The organism is Methylocystis echinoides (assembly GCF_040687965.1).
GTDB lineage: Bacteria > Pseudomonadota > Alphaproteobacteria > Rhizobiales > Beijerinckiaceae > Methylocystis > Methylocystis echinoides_A.
Map to the genome: position 1 here is coordinate 3,494,032 of NZ_CP156084.1, position 14,229 is coordinate 3,508,260.

The following is a 14,229-nucleotide window of genomic DNA, read 5'->3' on the forward strand; positions in this document are numbered from 1 at the left end:
CTCTGGATTGTCTTTCGGAGAAGAATTGCATGGCTCGACGTCTATCGCCCAGAACACTGTCGGTTTCGATGATCGGCGGCGCAGTCGTCGCTTCGACGCTCGCCCAGGCCGCCACGGATTCAGAGGCGATCGAGGCGCGGCTGCGCGCCCTGGAGTCGCAAGTCTCCAAATTGCGGCCGCTCGAAGCCGAGATCGCCAAGCTGCGGCGCGAGGCGCGCAAGGCGAAGGAGCAGGCTGGGGAGGCGCAGGCGGCCGCCGCGAATGTCGTCAACGCCGGCGCCGCCAGCGGATCGCCCGCACCGCCCCCGGTCTTCGTCTCCTTCAAGAATGGCCTTTACGCCGAAACGGCGGACAAGGCCTACAGCTTCAAGATCGGCGGCCGCATGCAGTTCGACGGCGGCGCCGCGACGCAGCCGCTCAACGGCTGGTCCGGACAGGCCGGCGTGCGGCAGGTGCGCCTCGAAGTCGAGGGAAAGGCCGCGAAATACTGGTTCTACAAATTGCAATACGACTTCGCCGGCGGGCAATATGGCGCGCCGTTGAATGCGCCGGTGCAGGGCGGGATCCGCGATTTCTACATCGCCTTTCAGCACCCCGCGCTCAGCCTGCCGTTTACCAAAGACCCCGCCTTCATCCACGTCGGCAGCTATTTCGAGCCCTTCAGCCTCGAGTTCACGGCCTCGTCGCGATTCCGCGACTTCATCGAACGCGCCATGGCGGTGGAGGCGTTCGCGCCGAGCCGCCATCTCGGCGCGGCGATCGGCGCCTATGGCGACAATTGGTCGGCGAAGGGCGGCATTTTCACGACCAGCTTCGAGGACCTCAACACCAATCCGGCGCTGGCGACGTCAGCGCCCTTCGGCCTCCCCGCCCGCTCGGGATGGGTCGCGACCGGCGGCGGGCAATATTTCGACCTGACCGGCCGCCTGACCTACGCGCCGATCAAGGACGAGCACGACTTGCTGCATGTCGGCGTCTCGGGCCGCTTCCATCAGCCCAACAGCGCGACGGGCCTCTCCGACGATCGTGTGCTGCGGCTCGGCAACCGCATCCGCTCCGAGAATTACATCCTCAACCAGGGCCTGCTCGGGACGCCCGATCTCTCCTGCGGAACCGTCGCCTTCCCGGGCGTGGCGACGGCGGCTTCGGGTCATTGCGTGAACAATGTCGAGGCTTTTGGCGTCGAATTGTCCGCCGCGCATGGACCATTCTCTTTGCAGGCCGAATATCTCGGCCAGCGGGTCAATCGCAACGAGACCAACATTGCGCTCTCCCGTCTCGCGGGCGCTTTCGCGCCGGGCGGCGCATCGCATTATTTCAGCGGCTACTATGTCTACGGCCAATGGTATGTGACCGGCGAGGAGCGCGCCGCCGCCTATAACGTCAGCGACAAGATCGGCGCCAATTTCACGCAGATCAAGATCAAACACCCGTTGAGCGAGGGCGGCGTCGGCGCCCTGGGTCTCGCCGCCCGCTTCAGCGCCCTAGATCTCAATAGCGGGCCCTACTCGGGAACGGGTCTTTCCAACATGCTCGCTTACACGACCCTGATCGCGCCAAATCCAGCGGCCGCGAGCGCGATTGCAAACGCCGGCGTCGTCGGCGGCCGCCAGGAGAACGCCACGCTGGGACTGAACTGGTATCCCGACAATGGATTCCACTTTCAACTCAACTGGACCCACGTTCTGCACGCCTCGGCCCCGCTCAACGACTATTTCCTCTTTGCGTCGGGCGTCCCGGCGCGCCAGGGGGCCTTTATCAACGGCGCGCATTCGAATCTCTTCGAGGCGCGGGCGCAGGTCTATTGGTGACAGCCACTTAAGGTCGCCGCGGCGTCTTCGCCGTGGCGGCAGACAAGATCGCGGGAGCCGTCAAGAAGAATCAGGGCCCAAAAGGCAGGCGAGAAAAATAAAACGACAGCGGCAATTGTATTCCGCGGAGCCTCGTCTATATTCAATATATCGGGTTTCGGCCGGACGATCTTACTTTCTTTCACGCCATTTGGCGCGTCGGCTTGTGTCTTCCTCTCCAGAACTTCGATCTACCGCGGCGGCGGACGCTGCCGCACAACTGTTCCTGGAAAGGACGTTCCATGCAAACTGGCACTGTAAAGTGGTTCAACTCCAATAAGGGCTTCGGCTTCATTCAGCCGGAAGCCGGCGGTCCGGACGTTTTCGTGCACATCAGCGCGATTGAGCGCGCCGGTCTTCCGTCCCTCGCGGAGGGTCAGAAGGTCGGCTACGAGCTGTTCGTCGACAAGCGCAGCGGCAAATTCTCCGCCGACATGCTCCAGCTGCAGAGCTAAGGCCGGCGCGAGCGGGCTGCCAAGCGACAGCCTCAAACATCGGAAGCGGCGGCCTTGCCGCTTCCACCGACGTCTGTCTCTCGGATGAAAAGGCAGGGCGGACATGTCCAAAGGGCAACGCCGCGGCAATCGCGAAGCAAAAAAGCCGAAGAAGGAGAAGACAGGGAGCGCCCCCGCATCGAGCGTCGGCGCGCCCTGGGTCACGATCGAGAAGATGAAAGCCCAGGACCGCACCAAGAAGTGACGGCGCCGGGCCTACTCCCCAGACAGAAAGAGGCGGCCAATGACGACTGATTACATCAATGCGCGCGAGCGCTATCGTCGGGCCCGGCCCACCGCCGTCCCTACCCACAAATTCGAGGTCGGCGTTATTGTGGCGTATCGGCCGAGCCCCTCCGGCGAGCGGGGCCACTTCCGCGTGACGCGCCATCTGCCCGACGGCGGACAGGGCCTGCAATATCGCATTCGGTCGGAACGAGACGGGCAGGAGCGCGTCGTTTTGGAAGGCGCGCTGGAACGGGCGAGCTGATCCCCCGGAGGCTGCATGGAAGCAAGCGACTATTTCGAGCAGGCGTCGCTTTACTACGCCAAGAGCGCCCATCGAAAGCAGAAGGCGCTCGTTTTCCGGCGCTTCGACCAGGCGGCCGAGGCGATCCGCTTCGCCATCGAAGACCTCGCGCCGGAAATTCTCCAGGGGTCCACGCTCGAGATCAACGACACGCACTATTTCGGCAAGCAGATTCGCCCGCTCTACGACGACAGCGCCTTTCCTTTGCGTCGCCGCAAATAGACTTTACGGGGCGATAACGACCCGAATGCGCCGCGTTTCGACCGGGGCCGGCTCCCACGGCCGCTGATAGGCGAATGGGATGATCACCACGCCCGGCTTCAGCGCACGGACCGTCCAGCGATGCGTTCCCGGCGCGCCGGGCAGACGGGCGCCGGGGCGGCGCCCGCCGTCAACGATCGCCACGGCGTCGAGCCCGGCGCCCGCGGCTTCGTCGATCCGCCAGACATAGCCTGTCGACGGGTTCTCCTTGAGCTGGATGACCGCGCTGGCGCCTGGCGCGAGATGCAGCGAGTCCAGACGCAGCGAGTCCTGCGCCGCCGTCGCGCCAGCGAGCGCCATCGACGCCAGCAGGGTCGCGCCCCTCAACATGAGGCCAGCGGCTGCGTCAGACGCTCGCTGCGCACCAGGCCCGCAATACGGGCGGCGGCGGCCGCGGCCCCGTCCTCTTTCCGCACGCCATCCGCCAATTCTTTGGCTCGCGTCGCATGGCCGTCGCCGAGGCGCGAGAGCGCGCGGCAGAGGCCGTCGGCCGTCGCCGTCTTACCGTCCACGATCTCCGCCACCCCCAGCCGCGCCAGCCGCTCGGCGTTGTCGAACTGATCGCCGAGGAAGGGCGTGACTACCTGCGGGCGTCCGGCGCGCATCGCCTGCCCGACGGTGCCGATGCCGCCGTGATGAACGACGGCGGCGGCGCACGGGAAGATGCGCGAATGCGGGGCATAGGCGGCGACGAACGCGCCGGCGGGGAGATCGGCGCCGAGATCCGCGACCTCGTCTTCATGGACAAGCAAAACGGCGCGTCGCCCGAGCCGCGACGCAACGCGCATGCATTCGCGGTAGTAATCCTTTCGGGCGAGGGTCACGAAACTGCCGAGCGTGAAAACGATGGGCGCCTCCCCGGCGTCAAGGAAATCCGCAAGGTCCGCCGCAAGCTCCCCCGCCCCCAGATAGCGGTCGTGGAAGGTATGGCCGGCGATCAGCGTGCGCGAGCCGTGATCGGGCTGCGCGGGCGCCAGGACGGGGCTGAACAGTCCGATGACGGCGCTCGACGACTTCGACCCGAGCAACAGATCGAGCCCGTAGCGGGGGCGCAGCCCCAGTTCGCGGCGCAGCCGCCGAAGCGGTTCGGCCCAGAAGGCCACGGCCTGGGCCAGGGACCACAACAGCAGGCGGTTGAAGGCGATCTCGATCGGCCAGGCCGGGGCGCGGCGCAGCGGCGCCCGCGACCCGAGCGGCGGGTCGTAGGCCGAATAGAGCATCATCGGCGACAGCAGCACGGTGATGAGCGGCGCCCCCGTCGCCTCGGCGACGAGGCGCGCCGCAAAGGCGAGGCTGTGCGACACAATGGCCTCGACGCCGTCGGCGGCGGCCAGGAGGTCTTGGTAGCTCTCGCGAAGATGAGGAAAAATCAGCGAATCGAACAGAAACTTGTCATCTTCCGCCATCTTGCGGGCGATGTCGCTCAAGTCCATGCCGAGCCGACCCATCAAATCCTCGGCGTCGGGCCGGATCGGGACGAAGGCGAGCCCCTCGCCCGCGATATACGCCGCATAGACGGCGCTGGTCGCGATTACCGGCGTGAAACCCTCCCGCGCCAATGCATGGCCCAGGGCGACGAAAGGATGGATGTCGCCAAGCGACCCGAAGGTCGCTATGAGGATTTTGCGCTCAGGCAGTTTCGTCTATTCCTTACCCTGGATAAAACGGGCGGAAATGCGCATCTTTTCGTCGCGGGCTCGCCCGGCCGCCGGCGCCGGAGCCAAATTAGAGCGCTACGCTCCAGGGATCGAATATGACTTTGTCACACACCGCCGTCGCCGCCAAGCTCTCCGGCAAGGCGTCGCTTGCCGGAATGACCCGCGCCGGCATGGCCGACGCGTTGCGCGCGTTGGGCCTGCCCGAGCGGGAAATCCGGATGCGGGTCTCCCAGCTCTGGCACTGGGTCTATTTCCGCGGCGCCCGCGGCTTCGACGAGATGCTGAACATCTCGAAGGCGCTGCGCGCGACGCTCGACGACTCTTTCGATCTCGCGCTGCCCGAAATCGTCGAGGAGCAGATTTCCGTCGACGGCACGCGCAAATGGCTGCTCCGCCTCGCTCCGCTCGATGCGCAAGATAAAGGCGCCGAGGTCGAGTGCGTCTACATCCCGGAGAGCGACCGCGGCACGCTCTGCGTCTCCTCGCAGGTCGGCTGCACGCTCAACTGCAGCTTCTGCCACACGGGCACGCAGAAGCTCGTGCGCAATCTGACCACGGCCGAAATCGTCGGCCAGCTTCTCGTCGCGCGCCAGCGGCTCGGCGACTTCCCGGAGCGCGAGCGGCCGACCGACGGGCTCGTGCCTTCAGGCGAAGGCGTTCGCGCCGTCTCCAACATCGTCTTCATGGGCATGGGCGAGCCGCTCTACAACATCGAGAACGTCATGGCGGCGATCGAGATCATGGCGGACGGCGACGGGCTGTCGCTCTCCAAGCGCCGCATCACCGTCTCGACCTCGGGCGTCGTGCCGCAGATCGAGCGGCTCGGAATGGACTGCGGTCCGGCGCTCGCCATTTCGCTGCACGCCGTCCGCGACGACTTGCGAAACGAACTCGTGCCGCTCAACAAGAAATATCCGATAGCAGAGCTGTTGCAGGCCTGCCGCGACTATCCCGGCGCCAGCAACGCCCGCCGCATCACCTTCGAATATGTGATGCTCAAGGGCGTCAACGACAGCCCCGCCGAGGCGCGCGAGCTGGTGCGGCTTCTCAAGGGCGTGCCGGCGAAGATCAATCTCATTCCCTTCAACCCCTGGCCCGGCGCGCCCTATGAATGTTCCGACTGGGAGACGATCGAGCGCTTCTCCGACATCGTCTTCAACGCCGGCTACGCCAGCCCCGTGCGCACGCCGCGCGGCCGCGACATTCTCGCCGCCTGCGGCCAGTTGAAGAGCGAGACCGAGAAGCTGCGGGCGCGAGCGCGGCTCGCTGCGGAAGGCGGCTGACGCCGCGCGCCCTATATCGTCACCAGGGCTGGGGCGGCGGCGCAAGGCGATCACAGGAATGGCGCATCTCGCTCTCGTCGGCGACTCCATCTTCGACAACGAAGCCTATACGGTCGGCGGACCGGCGGTCATCAAGCAGGTGAGGAAGCGTATTCCGATTGGCTGGCGGGCCACGCTCGCCGCCGTGGACGGCGCAAGGATCGACGGGATCGCCGGGCAGCTCTCCCGGCTCCCGGCCGACGTCGACCGGCTGATCGTGAGCGTCGGCGGAAACGACGTGCTCGATCTCATCCCGCTGCTCGACTCGCCGGTGACAAGGAGCGTCCAGGCGGTCGCGATGATCGGCGACGCCGCGCGCACTTTCGAGGACGCCTACCGCGTGATGCTCGACAGCTGCCTCCACGTCGACCGGCACGCGTCGATTTGCACGATCTATTCCGGCAATTTCCCCGATCGTGAATTTCAGCATGTCGCCCGCACGGCGCTGTCGCCGTTCAACGATGCGATCATTCGCATCGGCGTCGAGCATGGGCTCACGATTATCGACTTACGTCTCGTCTGCAGCGCCGCGGCGGATTACGCCAACCCGATCGAACCCTCGTCGGCGGGCGGCGAGAAAATCGCCAAGGCGATCGTCCGCGCCGCCACCGGCGACGGCGGCTGGGAGCGCAGCGCGCGGATTATCGGCTAGCGGGATCTCGCGCCCACTGCGGCGAGCCAGGCGAGCGCCGCCGTGATGACGACGTTCCAGTTGGCGAGCGTGAGGCCCAGCGCATAAACCGCCGGCTCGTCGCAGCGCACGACCTTGACGCTCTTGAGCTGCTTCATGAAATCGTCCATCGAGCCCGCCGTGCTGAGCGCGCCGGAACAGTCCGAGGGGCCGGGAAAAAGCTTCCACTCCACGCCCGAGTGATAGATCGAGAGAGCGGCGTCGGCGAGAAACAGCAGCGCCATGAGCGCAAAGGCGCTGCGGGCGAGCCCCGCCCTGCCCGCCTGCGCCGCATAAGCGGCGAGCGGGGCGAGCGCGAAGGCGGCGTAATAGGGAATGCGTTCCTTGACGCAAAGCTCGCAGGGCGGATAGCCGAGCCACTCATAGGTCCAGGCGCCGGCGATCGTCACGGCGGAAACGGCAAAGATCGCCGCGGCGAGATGGCGCTGGCTCGTAAAGACCCTCGTCACGCTTCAGAACATCTTCGAGGCGAGCGCGAAGCCCGCCACCACCACCACGGCAAGCGAACCGACGAAGAGGCCGAAATGGCTCTCGAGCTTGTCGCGGATGGGATCGCCAAAGCGATTGATCGCCGCCGCCAACACGAAAAACCGCGCCCCGCGCGTGATGATGGAGAGCACAATGAAGAGGGGGAAATTATACGCCAGCAGCCCCGAGACGATGGTCACGAGCTTATAAGGAATGGGGGTGAAGCCCTTCACGAGGATGAAGATCGCGCCCCATTGGGCGTAGAAGGCGCGCAGCGCCTCCATCTTCTCGCCATAGCCATAGAGGTTGATCAGCCACTGGCCGATGGTGTCGTAGAAGAGCGAGCCAAAGGCATAGCCCAAGGCCCCGCCCGCGACAGAAGCGATGGTGCACAGAATGGCGTAATGCCAAGCCTTCTTGGGCTCGGCGAGGGTCATCGGCACGAGGATCACGTCGGGCGGCACGGGGAAGAACGAGCTCTCGGCGAAAGCGATGGCCCCGAGCGCAAGCGGCGCGTGCTTGCTGGCGGCAAGCGACATGGTCCAGTCGTAAAGCTTTTTCATTTTTCCTCGAGGCCATCTGGCGCGTTTGCAGAGGCCATAGCATGAAAAGTTTAACTTAAAGAAGGCGAGCGCGCCGCTTGACGGCCCCTTCCGCCCCGCTAATATCCGGCCGCTCGCGCTCCGGTCGGCTGATTCCGGTCGCGCCTGAGCCCCTGTGGCGGAATTGGTAGACGCGCTCGACTCAAAATCGAGTTCCGCAAGGAGTGCTGGTTCGACTCCGGCCAGGGGCACCAACTGCCATTTTTGGCCCTCCCAAATCCCCCCGCATCCTCCATATCCGCTCGCTAACTCTCTTCTATTCCGCCGCTTTCCGGCATTTTTTCGGGCGGGCGTCGCCCACGTCTCCCTACCTACCCGTGGCCAGCCGCAGGAGCCCTTGAAGAAGGCGAAGGCCCGCTCATGCGCGACCTTCACCGTCATGGTCCGCTCCAGTCGAACTGGTAGGCTTCTCCCGGCGCGAACGACAACGGCGCCAAAAGGCGCTCTCAAGCGTGCGCCAGCGGCCGTTGATAGACGCAAACTAAGCCGGCACGAGCATGCTGCGGGAGCATGCGGCATATGTGCTGCGCGATCCTGAAGGAATCAGATTTTCCAAAGGCCTCGCGCCGGACGCTTGGCAGGAACCCTATTTGGCATTAGGGCGTGAACAAGCCTTCCGCTCCGAGTTCTCTGTCAATTCCCGTCGGCGGGCCTAAGGAATCAGAATGGCTAAGCTAGGCGAGATAGATTACATCAGAAGGGCTGGTCCAAAAGAGCGGGAGCACATTCTCAACAAGCCGTTTTCCGAGCCGATGTGTGGCTATCTTTTGTCTGATATCGGCACGATCATGAGATTGCTTCCCGCGCCGCCAGCCACGCTTCTTGATTTGGGCGCGGGAAGCGGATGGACGAGTTGCTTGTTCGCGCTGACGGGCTACCAAGTAACAGCGCAAGATATCTCCCCAGATATGGTTGAACTCATCGAACTGAATAAAAAGCGGTATGGCGCGACTATGCTCACGCCAATCGTTTCAGACTACGAGAGCCTGGATTTCGACGAAGAATTCGACTGCGCCGTGTTTTACGATAGCCTGCACCATGCGGAAGAAGAGCATGCCGCTTTAACGTCGGTTTATCGAGCATTGAAACCCAACGGGGTTGTCATCACCGCCGAACCTGGAACGGGTCAATCCCAAACTCCGGAGGCCCTAAGAGCGGTCCAAGAGTTCGGCGTCACGGAGAAGGACATGCCTGTCGCTGCCGTCATCGCCACGGCGGAAAAAATCGGATTCAGATGCACTGGCGTTTTTGAGAGAAGGTTCGAGCCGAAACCCCTGATTCATGCCGAAACGCTAAGGACTTATAGAGGGGCTTACGGCTTCATTTCGGCGAGCTTGCGCGAGATGTCTTGGCGCTTGAAAGGTGGGCATCTAACCGAAGGGCATTACGTTGTCCTTCAAAAGTGAGTCGCCCGACAAATGCTCCAAGAGCGATCGTCGCATGACGAAAAAAGGCTGCCTCCTGCCCGCAAAAGGAGGCCGCCGAGTTCACTTAATCGTTTCGAAGAGCGCAAGTAACATATTGAAAATGAAACGTATAGCTGTTGGAAATACGGACCTAGGGCGCCAGCTAGGTCTGTGTGCGGCTGATCGAAGGGCCTGAAAGACGCCCGATGCGGGGTTAAAACAGGAACGCGCAAAATACGTCAACTATGCTGGCGCTTGCAGATTAACGCGGCCATCGGCGCTGGGAATTGCTCGAATTGTCTGACTTTTTCCGAGTCGCTGGAGGGCATCGCGAACCCCTGACGCCTCCCGTGTATTGAAAAGCCCCGTGCCTATCGGAAACTTGGGGGCGGCTGATAATCTAAGTGGCGTCTTGTCTCGCTCGTTTTGGAAAATTACGCACAGCAAGCTGCTGAGGGAACCGGCCGTCTGGCTGCAACCCGAGCCCAGCGCTCTTTGAAGAGAGGACAAACATTCCGCCAAGGGGACGGAAATTCCTACGTAGAACTGCCAGCTTGCGTTGCCCAATCACCGATTAGGCTTATGTTAACCCAATTCGGTGGTTCCACGAGGGTGTCGGATGCGTGTTCTGATCATTGAGGACGACGCAATCATCGGCACGGATCTGGAAATCGCGAGCAGCGATATGGGATTTAGCGACATTGCATTCGCAATGGACGAGGCTGAGGCGATCGCAATGGGAAAAATCGCCCCTCCCGACCTGATTATTTCAGATATCAGGCTCGGGTCGTCGGGATCCGGCGTTCGGGCGGTGAACGAAATCTTGAGGGCTGCCGGCGCGGCCGTTGTCTTCGTCACAGGCTTGATGGACGCCGATGAAATGGACCAGTCCGGCGGCGTCGTCGCACTCGGGAAGCCGTGGAACGCGACCCGTCTGCAGATGGCCATTAGCCAAACTGTCAAGCAACCTGCCGGCGTCACAGTGGCCTGGTGGCGGTAGCCGTCCTCAAAAAGGCGCATCTGAGGCTGGACACAAGCCGAGCCGCCCATAGTTGACAGAAACAGAGCAGGAGCATTGGCCCCGCGCGACGATGGCGGAGGGGAGTCACCTTTGGTCCAAACTGACGTATACATCACCGACGAATTAGACAGGCGTCCTCCAAAGGACATGGGTTCGCCCAAGGAAAAGCTGGCGCTGCTGGATTTGGCCGGACGCATGGCCGATCACCCAGCAGAGGTCCTTCCGCGGTTTGTGGACCTGGCCCTTGAATTGACGGGCGGCGTATCCGCTGGCCTTAGCCTTTACGAACAAGAGCCGGCGCCGGGGGTCTTCCGTTGGCGCCACCTGTGCGGGGTGCTGGCGCCGTTTGAAAATAGCACGACGCCAAGAGATTTCAGCCCCTGTGGCGTTACCCTTGACCTGAATAGACCGGTCCTGGCCTCGCATCCCGAGCGCGTCTACGACTGGATTTCCAGGGAAAACATCGTCATCCCCGAAGTGTTGCTGGTGCCGCTTCATATCGGCGGCAAGGAGCCGCTCGGAACGCTTTGGATCGTTTCCGACGAGGAAGGCTATCTCGATAGCGGTCATGCTCGCGTGATGACCGAGCTTGCGGCATTTGTCGGGATCGCTTTGCAAATGCTCGCCTCGGAGCGCGAACTCAAAGAAACCTTGGAGCAGCAGGATACGCTCATCAAGGAGATGAGCCATCGCGTGAAGAATCTCTTCACCGTCGCCACCTCGATCGTACGCGTCAGCGAGAAGGCGGCGACCACTCCGGCCGAGATGTCGAAGATCCTCTCGGGCCGCCTGGGAGCGCTCGCCGAAGCAAATGCCTTGGCGCGGCGCAGCTCCGTCGACGAAGCCACGATTGAAGGCGTCCTTGCGGATCTCGTGGAAACGATCATGCGGCCACATGCGTTGCCCGACCGGCGAAGCCGCTTTGTCGCTAAAGGCCCTGCTATTGTGTTGGGAGAGCGCGCCACCAGCGGCGTCGCGCTGGTGCTTCACGAGCTTGCAACGAACGCGGAAAAATACGGCGCGCTAAAGTCGGAAGACGGAAGCGTTCGGCTTTCTTGGCGCGTTAGATCGGAACGGCTGGTTCTTCACTGGTCTGAACGTGGGGGCCCGTCCCTTGATCAACCGCCGGAGACCAGCGGCTTCGGCACGAGATTATCCCACACCACGATTGTCCGTCAGCTGAAGGGCGAGCTTAGGCATAAGTGGCGATCTGAGGGCTTGGTCGTTTTGATGCGGATCCCCTTGAGAAATTTGGCCAACTAGTGATTTTCCGGCCAAACGCGTTCTGACGCGCGCCCACTGCGCCGCGCCTCGAACCGCGCCTCGAACCGCTCTTTCCTTCTGCTGGCGCCAAGCGCAGCGCTCTAACCTCTTTCCTCTATATCCAAAATGGCATAGGACTAGCCAGAGAGCATAACCGCCGCCGTTCGAAGCGAGTGGTTCTCGCGCGTGACAAGTGTCCGTGTGCCGGGCCGCACATTCGGCCCCAGAGCGTAGCGCTACCAACGAGACATTCAGCGAGACCATGGGCATTGGGCTCGTGCGTCGAACAACAACCGGAGCCCTGTGAAGGGGAATCGATAATGGAGACAATCATCCTGCTGGCGACTTCTCTGGCCATCGGGTTTGGCGCCGGCTATGCGTATCGGGAAAACATCTCCCGCCGTCGCAGAGGCAAGCCGAGTTGGTGGGGTTAAGGGAAGAGTAGCGAATCCCTGCGAGATTCTTCCCCGCTGCAAGCCTCGGCGGGAGTCTCGCTTGGAACTCGTTGTTCTCCTATACTTTGGAATTGGTTTTGGCGCCGGCGTCCTCTACCACAGCCGCGTGAAACCGAACTGAAGCGATCGAACTGACCCGCGGTCCTTACAGAGGCCGCCTTGCAACGCCCCGACCAACGGCCGGGGCGCGTCATTTTCGGGGCTCGAGGCTACCAGCCCCAGCCGTAGCCGTAGCCCGATCCGGGATAGGCGCAGACGTTCACCCAGCTTTGCGTCCAGCCCCACCCGGTCCAAACCGGACGCAGGCGGTAACAACCATTGTAGCCGCCCCAGTAGTAGCCGACGGGCGTGTAGAAGGCGCGCCGATATCCCCAGCCGTAGCCGCCGTAACGGGGACCTCCCCAATACGGCCGGCCCCAGCCGCCGCCCCAGCCGCGTCGGCCCCACCCAGCCCATCCGCCGTGACCGCCCCAGCCGCCACGACCGCCCCAACCGCCGTGACCTCCCCAGCCGCCGCCCCAACCGCCGTGGCCTCCCCAACCGCCGTGACCGCCCCATCCGCCGCCGCCCCACCCGCCGTGGCCGAAGCCGCCTCCATGTGCGAATCCGCCGCCCCAGCCGCCGCCGCGGCCCCACGCAAGAGCCTCCGACGGCAGGGCCGCGACGGCGGCCAATGCGCCGATCAAAGCAAATTTACGAAGCATTTTTCACGCGCTCCTCTTTTGCAACGCCCGCCCCATTGTCAGGAAGGCTAGACGTTAGCATTGGCGCGTGTGTGTCGGCAGTGTCGCGAAGGTGTGGCGCGTCGTCGCGGCCGGCCTTCGCTCAAGCGACGAGATTTTCGAAGTCGAACAGTCGCTCGGGGTCGGCGGCCGGCGCAGGCCAGCGGTCGGCTTCGGCGACGAAGGCTTCGATGGCGGCGTCGAGGATGTCGGCGAAAGCGCCATTTTCGCTTGGAATCATGCCGGCGAGCGTGTCCTCCAGGCCGACGATGAAGCAGCCGAGGAATTCCTCCTGCCGCTCCGGCGCGACGTCGCGGCGCCGCGCCACATAATCTCGCGCCGCGCCGCGTCCGACGCGCAGGGCCATATCGTAAGCGGCGTTCAGATTGCGCAGGGCCTGCATGTCGAAAAACTCGGTCTGAAATGTCGCCCTGCCCGCGCTCGCCGACGCAGGTCGACTGCGCGATCCAGGGCATTCTCGTTACATGGTTAACCTCTTCAGGGTTAAGGAACGGTTGAGACTGCACGCGGAGAGTGCGGTGCGACCGGGGATTCACCCCGCCCGCGGGTGCATATCCACTTCGCTGAAAAGCGCTCTATGCTGGGCGCGTTCATGCAATGCTTGCGACGCGACCTTTGCGAGGAGGCGATGTTCCACACTTATCGGATTTCGCTGGCGCTGGCGCTCGGCATGGCGTGGGCCGCGCCGGCGCGGGCGGCGGATTGCGGCTCCACTGGCGAGGGCTTTTCGGATTGGCTCGCGGCGTTCCGGCGCGCAGCCACGGCGGACGGCCTCTCGCCGCGCACGATCGATGCGGCGCTCAGCGACGTCGCCTATGACCGCGGGGTCATTTCCCGCGACCGAAGCCAGAAGGTCTTCCGCCTCAATTTCGAAACGTTCGCGGCCCGGCTGGTTACGCCGAGGCGCTTGAGCCAGGGGCGCGATCTCCTGCGCCGGCATGCCGGCCTGCTGCGCCAGATCGAGGCGCGCTATGGCGTGCCCGGTCCGGTGCTGGTCTCGATCTGGGGGCTCGAGACGGGCTTTGGCGCGGACAATGGCCGCTTCAAGACCATGCAGGCTCTGGCGACGCTCGCTTATGACTGCCGGCGGGCCGCGCACTTTACCGAGGAATTGACCGATGCGCTGCGCATCGTCGAGCGCGGCGACATGACGCCCGCTCAAATGCGCGGCGACTGGGCCGGCGAGATCGGCCAGACGCAATTCATGCCGTCGTCCTATCTGGCCTATGCCGTGGATTTCGACGGCGACGGCCGCCGCGATCTGGTGCGCTCCTCCGCCGACGCATTGGCGTCGACGGCGAATTTCTTGAAGGGAAAAGGCTGGCGGGCGGGCGCGGGCTGGGCCGAAGGAGAGCCGAATTTTCCGGTGTTTCTCGAATGGAACCAGGCGCGGGTCTACGCGAGGACTCTCGCCTATTTCGCAAGCAAGCTCGCCGAAGGGCAGTAGCGCGTCAGGAGGCTACGAG

General features: G+C 63.6%; 17 protein-coding genes and 1 tRNA gene. 12 read left to right on the forward strand and 6 right to left on the reverse strand.

Annotated elements, in window-relative coordinates; translation table 11 throughout:
- The first annotated feature begins 29 nt into the window (after window positions 1–29).
- From RVU70_RS17145 to RVU70_RS17165, 5 genes are all read left to right on the forward strand, one after another.
- A complete protein-coding gene (locus RVU70_RS17145) occupies window positions 30–1,811 on the forward strand; it encodes a porin (protein ID WP_363348469.1) in 1,782 nt (593 codons plus the stop codon).
- Window positions 1,812–2,092: 281 nt separating this feature from the next.
- Complete coding sequence (locus tag RVU70_RS17150) at window positions 2,093–2,305, forward strand: cold-shock protein (protein WP_363348471.1); 213 nt, start codon at window positions 2,093–2,095, stop codon at window positions 2,303–2,305.
- Window positions 2,306–2,408: 103 nt separating this feature from the next.
- Entirely contained in the window at window positions 2,409–2,549 is a 141-nt protein-coding gene (locus tag RVU70_RS17155; protein ID WP_363348473.1) for a hypothetical protein, read from the forward strand.
- A 39-nt stretch (window positions 2,550–2,588) separates the two neighbouring features.
- Window positions 2,589–2,834, forward strand: a complete 246-nt coding sequence (locus RVU70_RS17160) for a hypothetical protein (protein WP_363348475.1) — start codon at window positions 2,589–2,591, stop codon at window positions 2,832–2,834.
- Between the two features lie 15 nt (window positions 2,835–2,849).
- The gene (locus RVU70_RS17165; RefSeq protein WP_363348477.1) at window positions 2,850–3,095 is read left to right on the forward strand and encodes a hypothetical protein; all 246 of its coding nucleotides are present in this window, start codon (window positions 2,850–2,852) and stop codon (window positions 3,093–3,095) included.
- 3 nt (window positions 3,096–3,098) lie between these two features.
- On the opposite strand, the gene RVU70_RS17170 is transcribed toward RVU70_RS17165, so the two are convergent.
- Window positions 3,099–3,464, reverse strand: a complete 366-nt coding sequence (locus tag RVU70_RS17170; RefSeq protein WP_363348479.1) for a protease inhibitor I42 family protein — start codon at window positions 3,462–3,464, stop codon at window positions 3,099–3,101.
- On the reverse strand, window positions 3,458–4,693 hold the full coding sequence (locus tag RVU70_RS17175; protein ID WP_363348481.1) for a glycosyltransferase: 1,236 nt from the start codon (window positions 4,691–4,693) through the stop codon (window positions 3,458–3,460). Before RVU70_RS17175 ends, RVU70_RS17170 begins: the two co-directional genes overlap by 7 nt.
- 194 nt (window positions 4,694–4,887) lie before the next feature.
- On the opposite strand from RVU70_RS17175, the gene rlmN reads away from it, so the two are divergent.
- Both rlmN and RVU70_RS17185 read left to right on the forward strand, forming a co-directional pair.
- A complete protein-coding gene (gene rlmN, locus RVU70_RS17180; protein WP_363348483.1) occupies window positions 4,888–6,075 on the forward strand; it encodes a 23S rRNA (adenine(2503)-C(2))-methyltransferase RlmN in 1,188 nt (395 codons plus the stop codon).
- A 58-nt stretch (window positions 6,076–6,133) separates the two neighbouring features.
- Entirely contained in the window at window positions 6,134–6,766 is a 633-nt protein-coding gene (locus RVU70_RS17185) for an SGNH/GDSL hydrolase family protein (protein ID WP_363348485.1), read from the forward strand.
- On the opposite strand, the gene RVU70_RS17190 is transcribed toward RVU70_RS17185, so the two are convergent.
- Together RVU70_RS17190 and RVU70_RS17195 are read right to left on the reverse strand one after the other, a co-directional pair.
- On the reverse strand, window positions 6,763–7,254 hold the full coding sequence (locus RVU70_RS17190; protein WP_363348488.1) for a disulfide bond formation protein B: 492 nt from the start codon (window positions 7,252–7,254) through the stop codon (window positions 6,763–6,765). The genes RVU70_RS17185 and RVU70_RS17190 overlap by 4 nt on opposite strands.
- A 3-nt stretch (window positions 7,255–7,257) precedes the next feature.
- Window positions 7,258–7,836, reverse strand: a complete 579-nt coding sequence (locus tag RVU70_RS17195; protein WP_363348490.1) for a YqaA family protein — start codon at window positions 7,834–7,836, stop codon at window positions 7,258–7,260.
- 148 nt (window positions 7,837–7,984) lie between these two features.
- Between RVU70_RS17195 and RVU70_RS17200 the strand changes: the two genes are divergently transcribed.
- The 4 genes from RVU70_RS17200 to RVU70_RS17215 all read left to right on the forward strand — a co-directional run bounded on the left by RVU70_RS17200 (window position 7,985) and on the right by RVU70_RS17215 (window position 11,565).
- A tRNA-Leu gene (locus RVU70_RS17200) sits at window positions 7,985–8,069 on the forward strand.
- 471 nt (window positions 8,070–8,540) lie between these two features.
- Window positions 8,541–9,281, forward strand: a complete 741-nt coding sequence (locus RVU70_RS17205) for a class I SAM-dependent methyltransferase (RefSeq protein WP_363348492.1) — start codon at window positions 8,541–8,543, stop codon at window positions 9,279–9,281.
- 619 nt (window positions 9,282–9,900) lie between these two features.
- Complete coding sequence (locus RVU70_RS17210) at window positions 9,901–10,281, forward strand: response regulator (RefSeq protein ID WP_363348494.1); 381 nt, start codon at window positions 9,901–9,903, stop codon at window positions 10,279–10,281.
- A 111-nt stretch (window positions 10,282–10,392) separates the two neighbouring features.
- Window positions 10,393–11,565 carry an HWE histidine kinase domain-containing protein gene (locus RVU70_RS17215; RefSeq protein ID WP_363348496.1) on the forward strand — a complete coding sequence of 391 codons (1,173 nt, stop codon included), beginning with the start codon at window positions 10,393–10,395 and terminating at the stop codon, window positions 11,563–11,565.
- Window positions 11,566–12,229: 664 nt separating this feature from the next.
- Here the strand turns inward: RVU70_RS17215 and RVU70_RS17220 are convergent.
- Both RVU70_RS17220 and RVU70_RS17225 read right to left on the reverse strand, forming a co-directional pair.
- Window positions 12,230–12,724 carry a hypothetical protein gene (locus RVU70_RS17220; RefSeq protein ID WP_363348498.1) on the reverse strand — a complete coding sequence of 165 codons (495 nt, stop codon included), beginning with the start codon at window positions 12,722–12,724 and terminating at the stop codon, window positions 12,230–12,232.
- A 121-nt stretch (window positions 12,725–12,845) separates the two neighbouring features.
- Entirely contained in the window at window positions 12,846–13,145 is a 300-nt protein-coding gene (locus tag RVU70_RS17225; RefSeq protein ID WP_363348500.1) for a hypothetical protein, read from the reverse strand.
- Between the two features lie 246 nt (window positions 13,146–13,391).
- Between RVU70_RS17225 and RVU70_RS17230 the strand changes: the two genes are divergently transcribed.
- Complete coding sequence (locus tag RVU70_RS17230) at window positions 13,392–14,210, forward strand: lytic murein transglycosylase (RefSeq protein ID WP_363348502.1); 819 nt, start codon at window positions 13,392–13,394, stop codon at window positions 14,208–14,210.
- Window positions 14,211–14,229 lie beyond the last annotated feature (19 nt).

What these genes read in the sequence shown, in the direction of transcription:
- RVU70_RS17195 (WP_363348490.1), bottom strand. Translation starts at nt 7,836, where the DNA reads ATGAAAAAGCTTTACGACTGGACCATGTCGCTTGCCGCCAGCAAGCAC.
- RVU70_RS17225 (WP_363348500.1), bottom strand. Translation starts at nt 13,145, where the DNA reads ATGCAGGCCCTGCGCAATCTGAACGCCGCTTACGATATGGCCCTGCGC.
- RVU70_RS17220 (WP_363348498.1), bottom strand. Translation starts at nt 12,724, where the DNA reads ATGCTTCGTAAATTTGCTTTGATCGGCGCATTGGCCGCCGTCGCGGCC.
- RVU70_RS17155 (WP_363348473.1), top strand. Translation starts at nt 2,409, where the DNA reads ATGTCCAAAGGGCAACGCCGCGGCAATCGCGAAGCAAAAAAGCCGAAG.
- RVU70_RS17205 (WP_363348492.1), top strand. Translation starts at nt 8,541, where the DNA reads ATGGCTAAGCTAGGCGAGATAGATTACATCAGAAGGGCTGGTCCAAAA.
- RVU70_RS17230 (WP_363348502.1), top strand. Translation starts at nt 13,392, where the DNA reads ATGTTCCACACTTATCGGATTTCGCTGGCGCTGGCGCTCGGCATGGCG.
- RVU70_RS17145 (WP_363348469.1), top strand. Translation starts at nt 30, where the DNA reads ATGGCTCGACGTCTATCGCCCAGAACACTGTCGGTTTCGATGATCGGC.
- RVU70_RS17185 (WP_363348485.1), top strand. Translation starts at nt 6,134, where the DNA reads ATGGCGCATCTCGCTCTCGTCGGCGACTCCATCTTCGACAACGAAGCC.
- RVU70_RS17150 (WP_363348471.1), top strand. Translation starts at nt 2,093, where the DNA reads ATGCAAACTGGCACTGTAAAGTGGTTCAACTCCAATAAGGGCTTCGGC.
- RVU70_RS17165 (WP_363348477.1), top strand. Translation starts at nt 2,850, where the DNA reads ATGGAAGCAAGCGACTATTTCGAGCAGGCGTCGCTTTACTACGCCAAG.
- RVU70_RS17160 (WP_363348475.1), top strand. Translation starts at nt 2,589, where the DNA reads ATGACGACTGATTACATCAATGCGCGCGAGCGCTATCGTCGGGCCCGG.
- RVU70_RS17170 (WP_363348479.1), bottom strand. Translation starts at nt 3,464, where the DNA reads ATGTTGAGGGGCGCGACCCTGCTGGCGTCGATGGCGCTCGCTGGCGCG.
- RVU70_RS17210 (WP_363348494.1), top strand. Translation starts at nt 9,901, where the DNA reads ATGCGTGTTCTGATCATTGAGGACGACGCAATCATCGGCACGGATCTG.
- rlmN (WP_363348483.1), top strand. Translation starts at nt 4,888, where the DNA reads ATGACTTTGTCACACACCGCCGTCGCCGCCAAGCTCTCCGGCAAGGCG.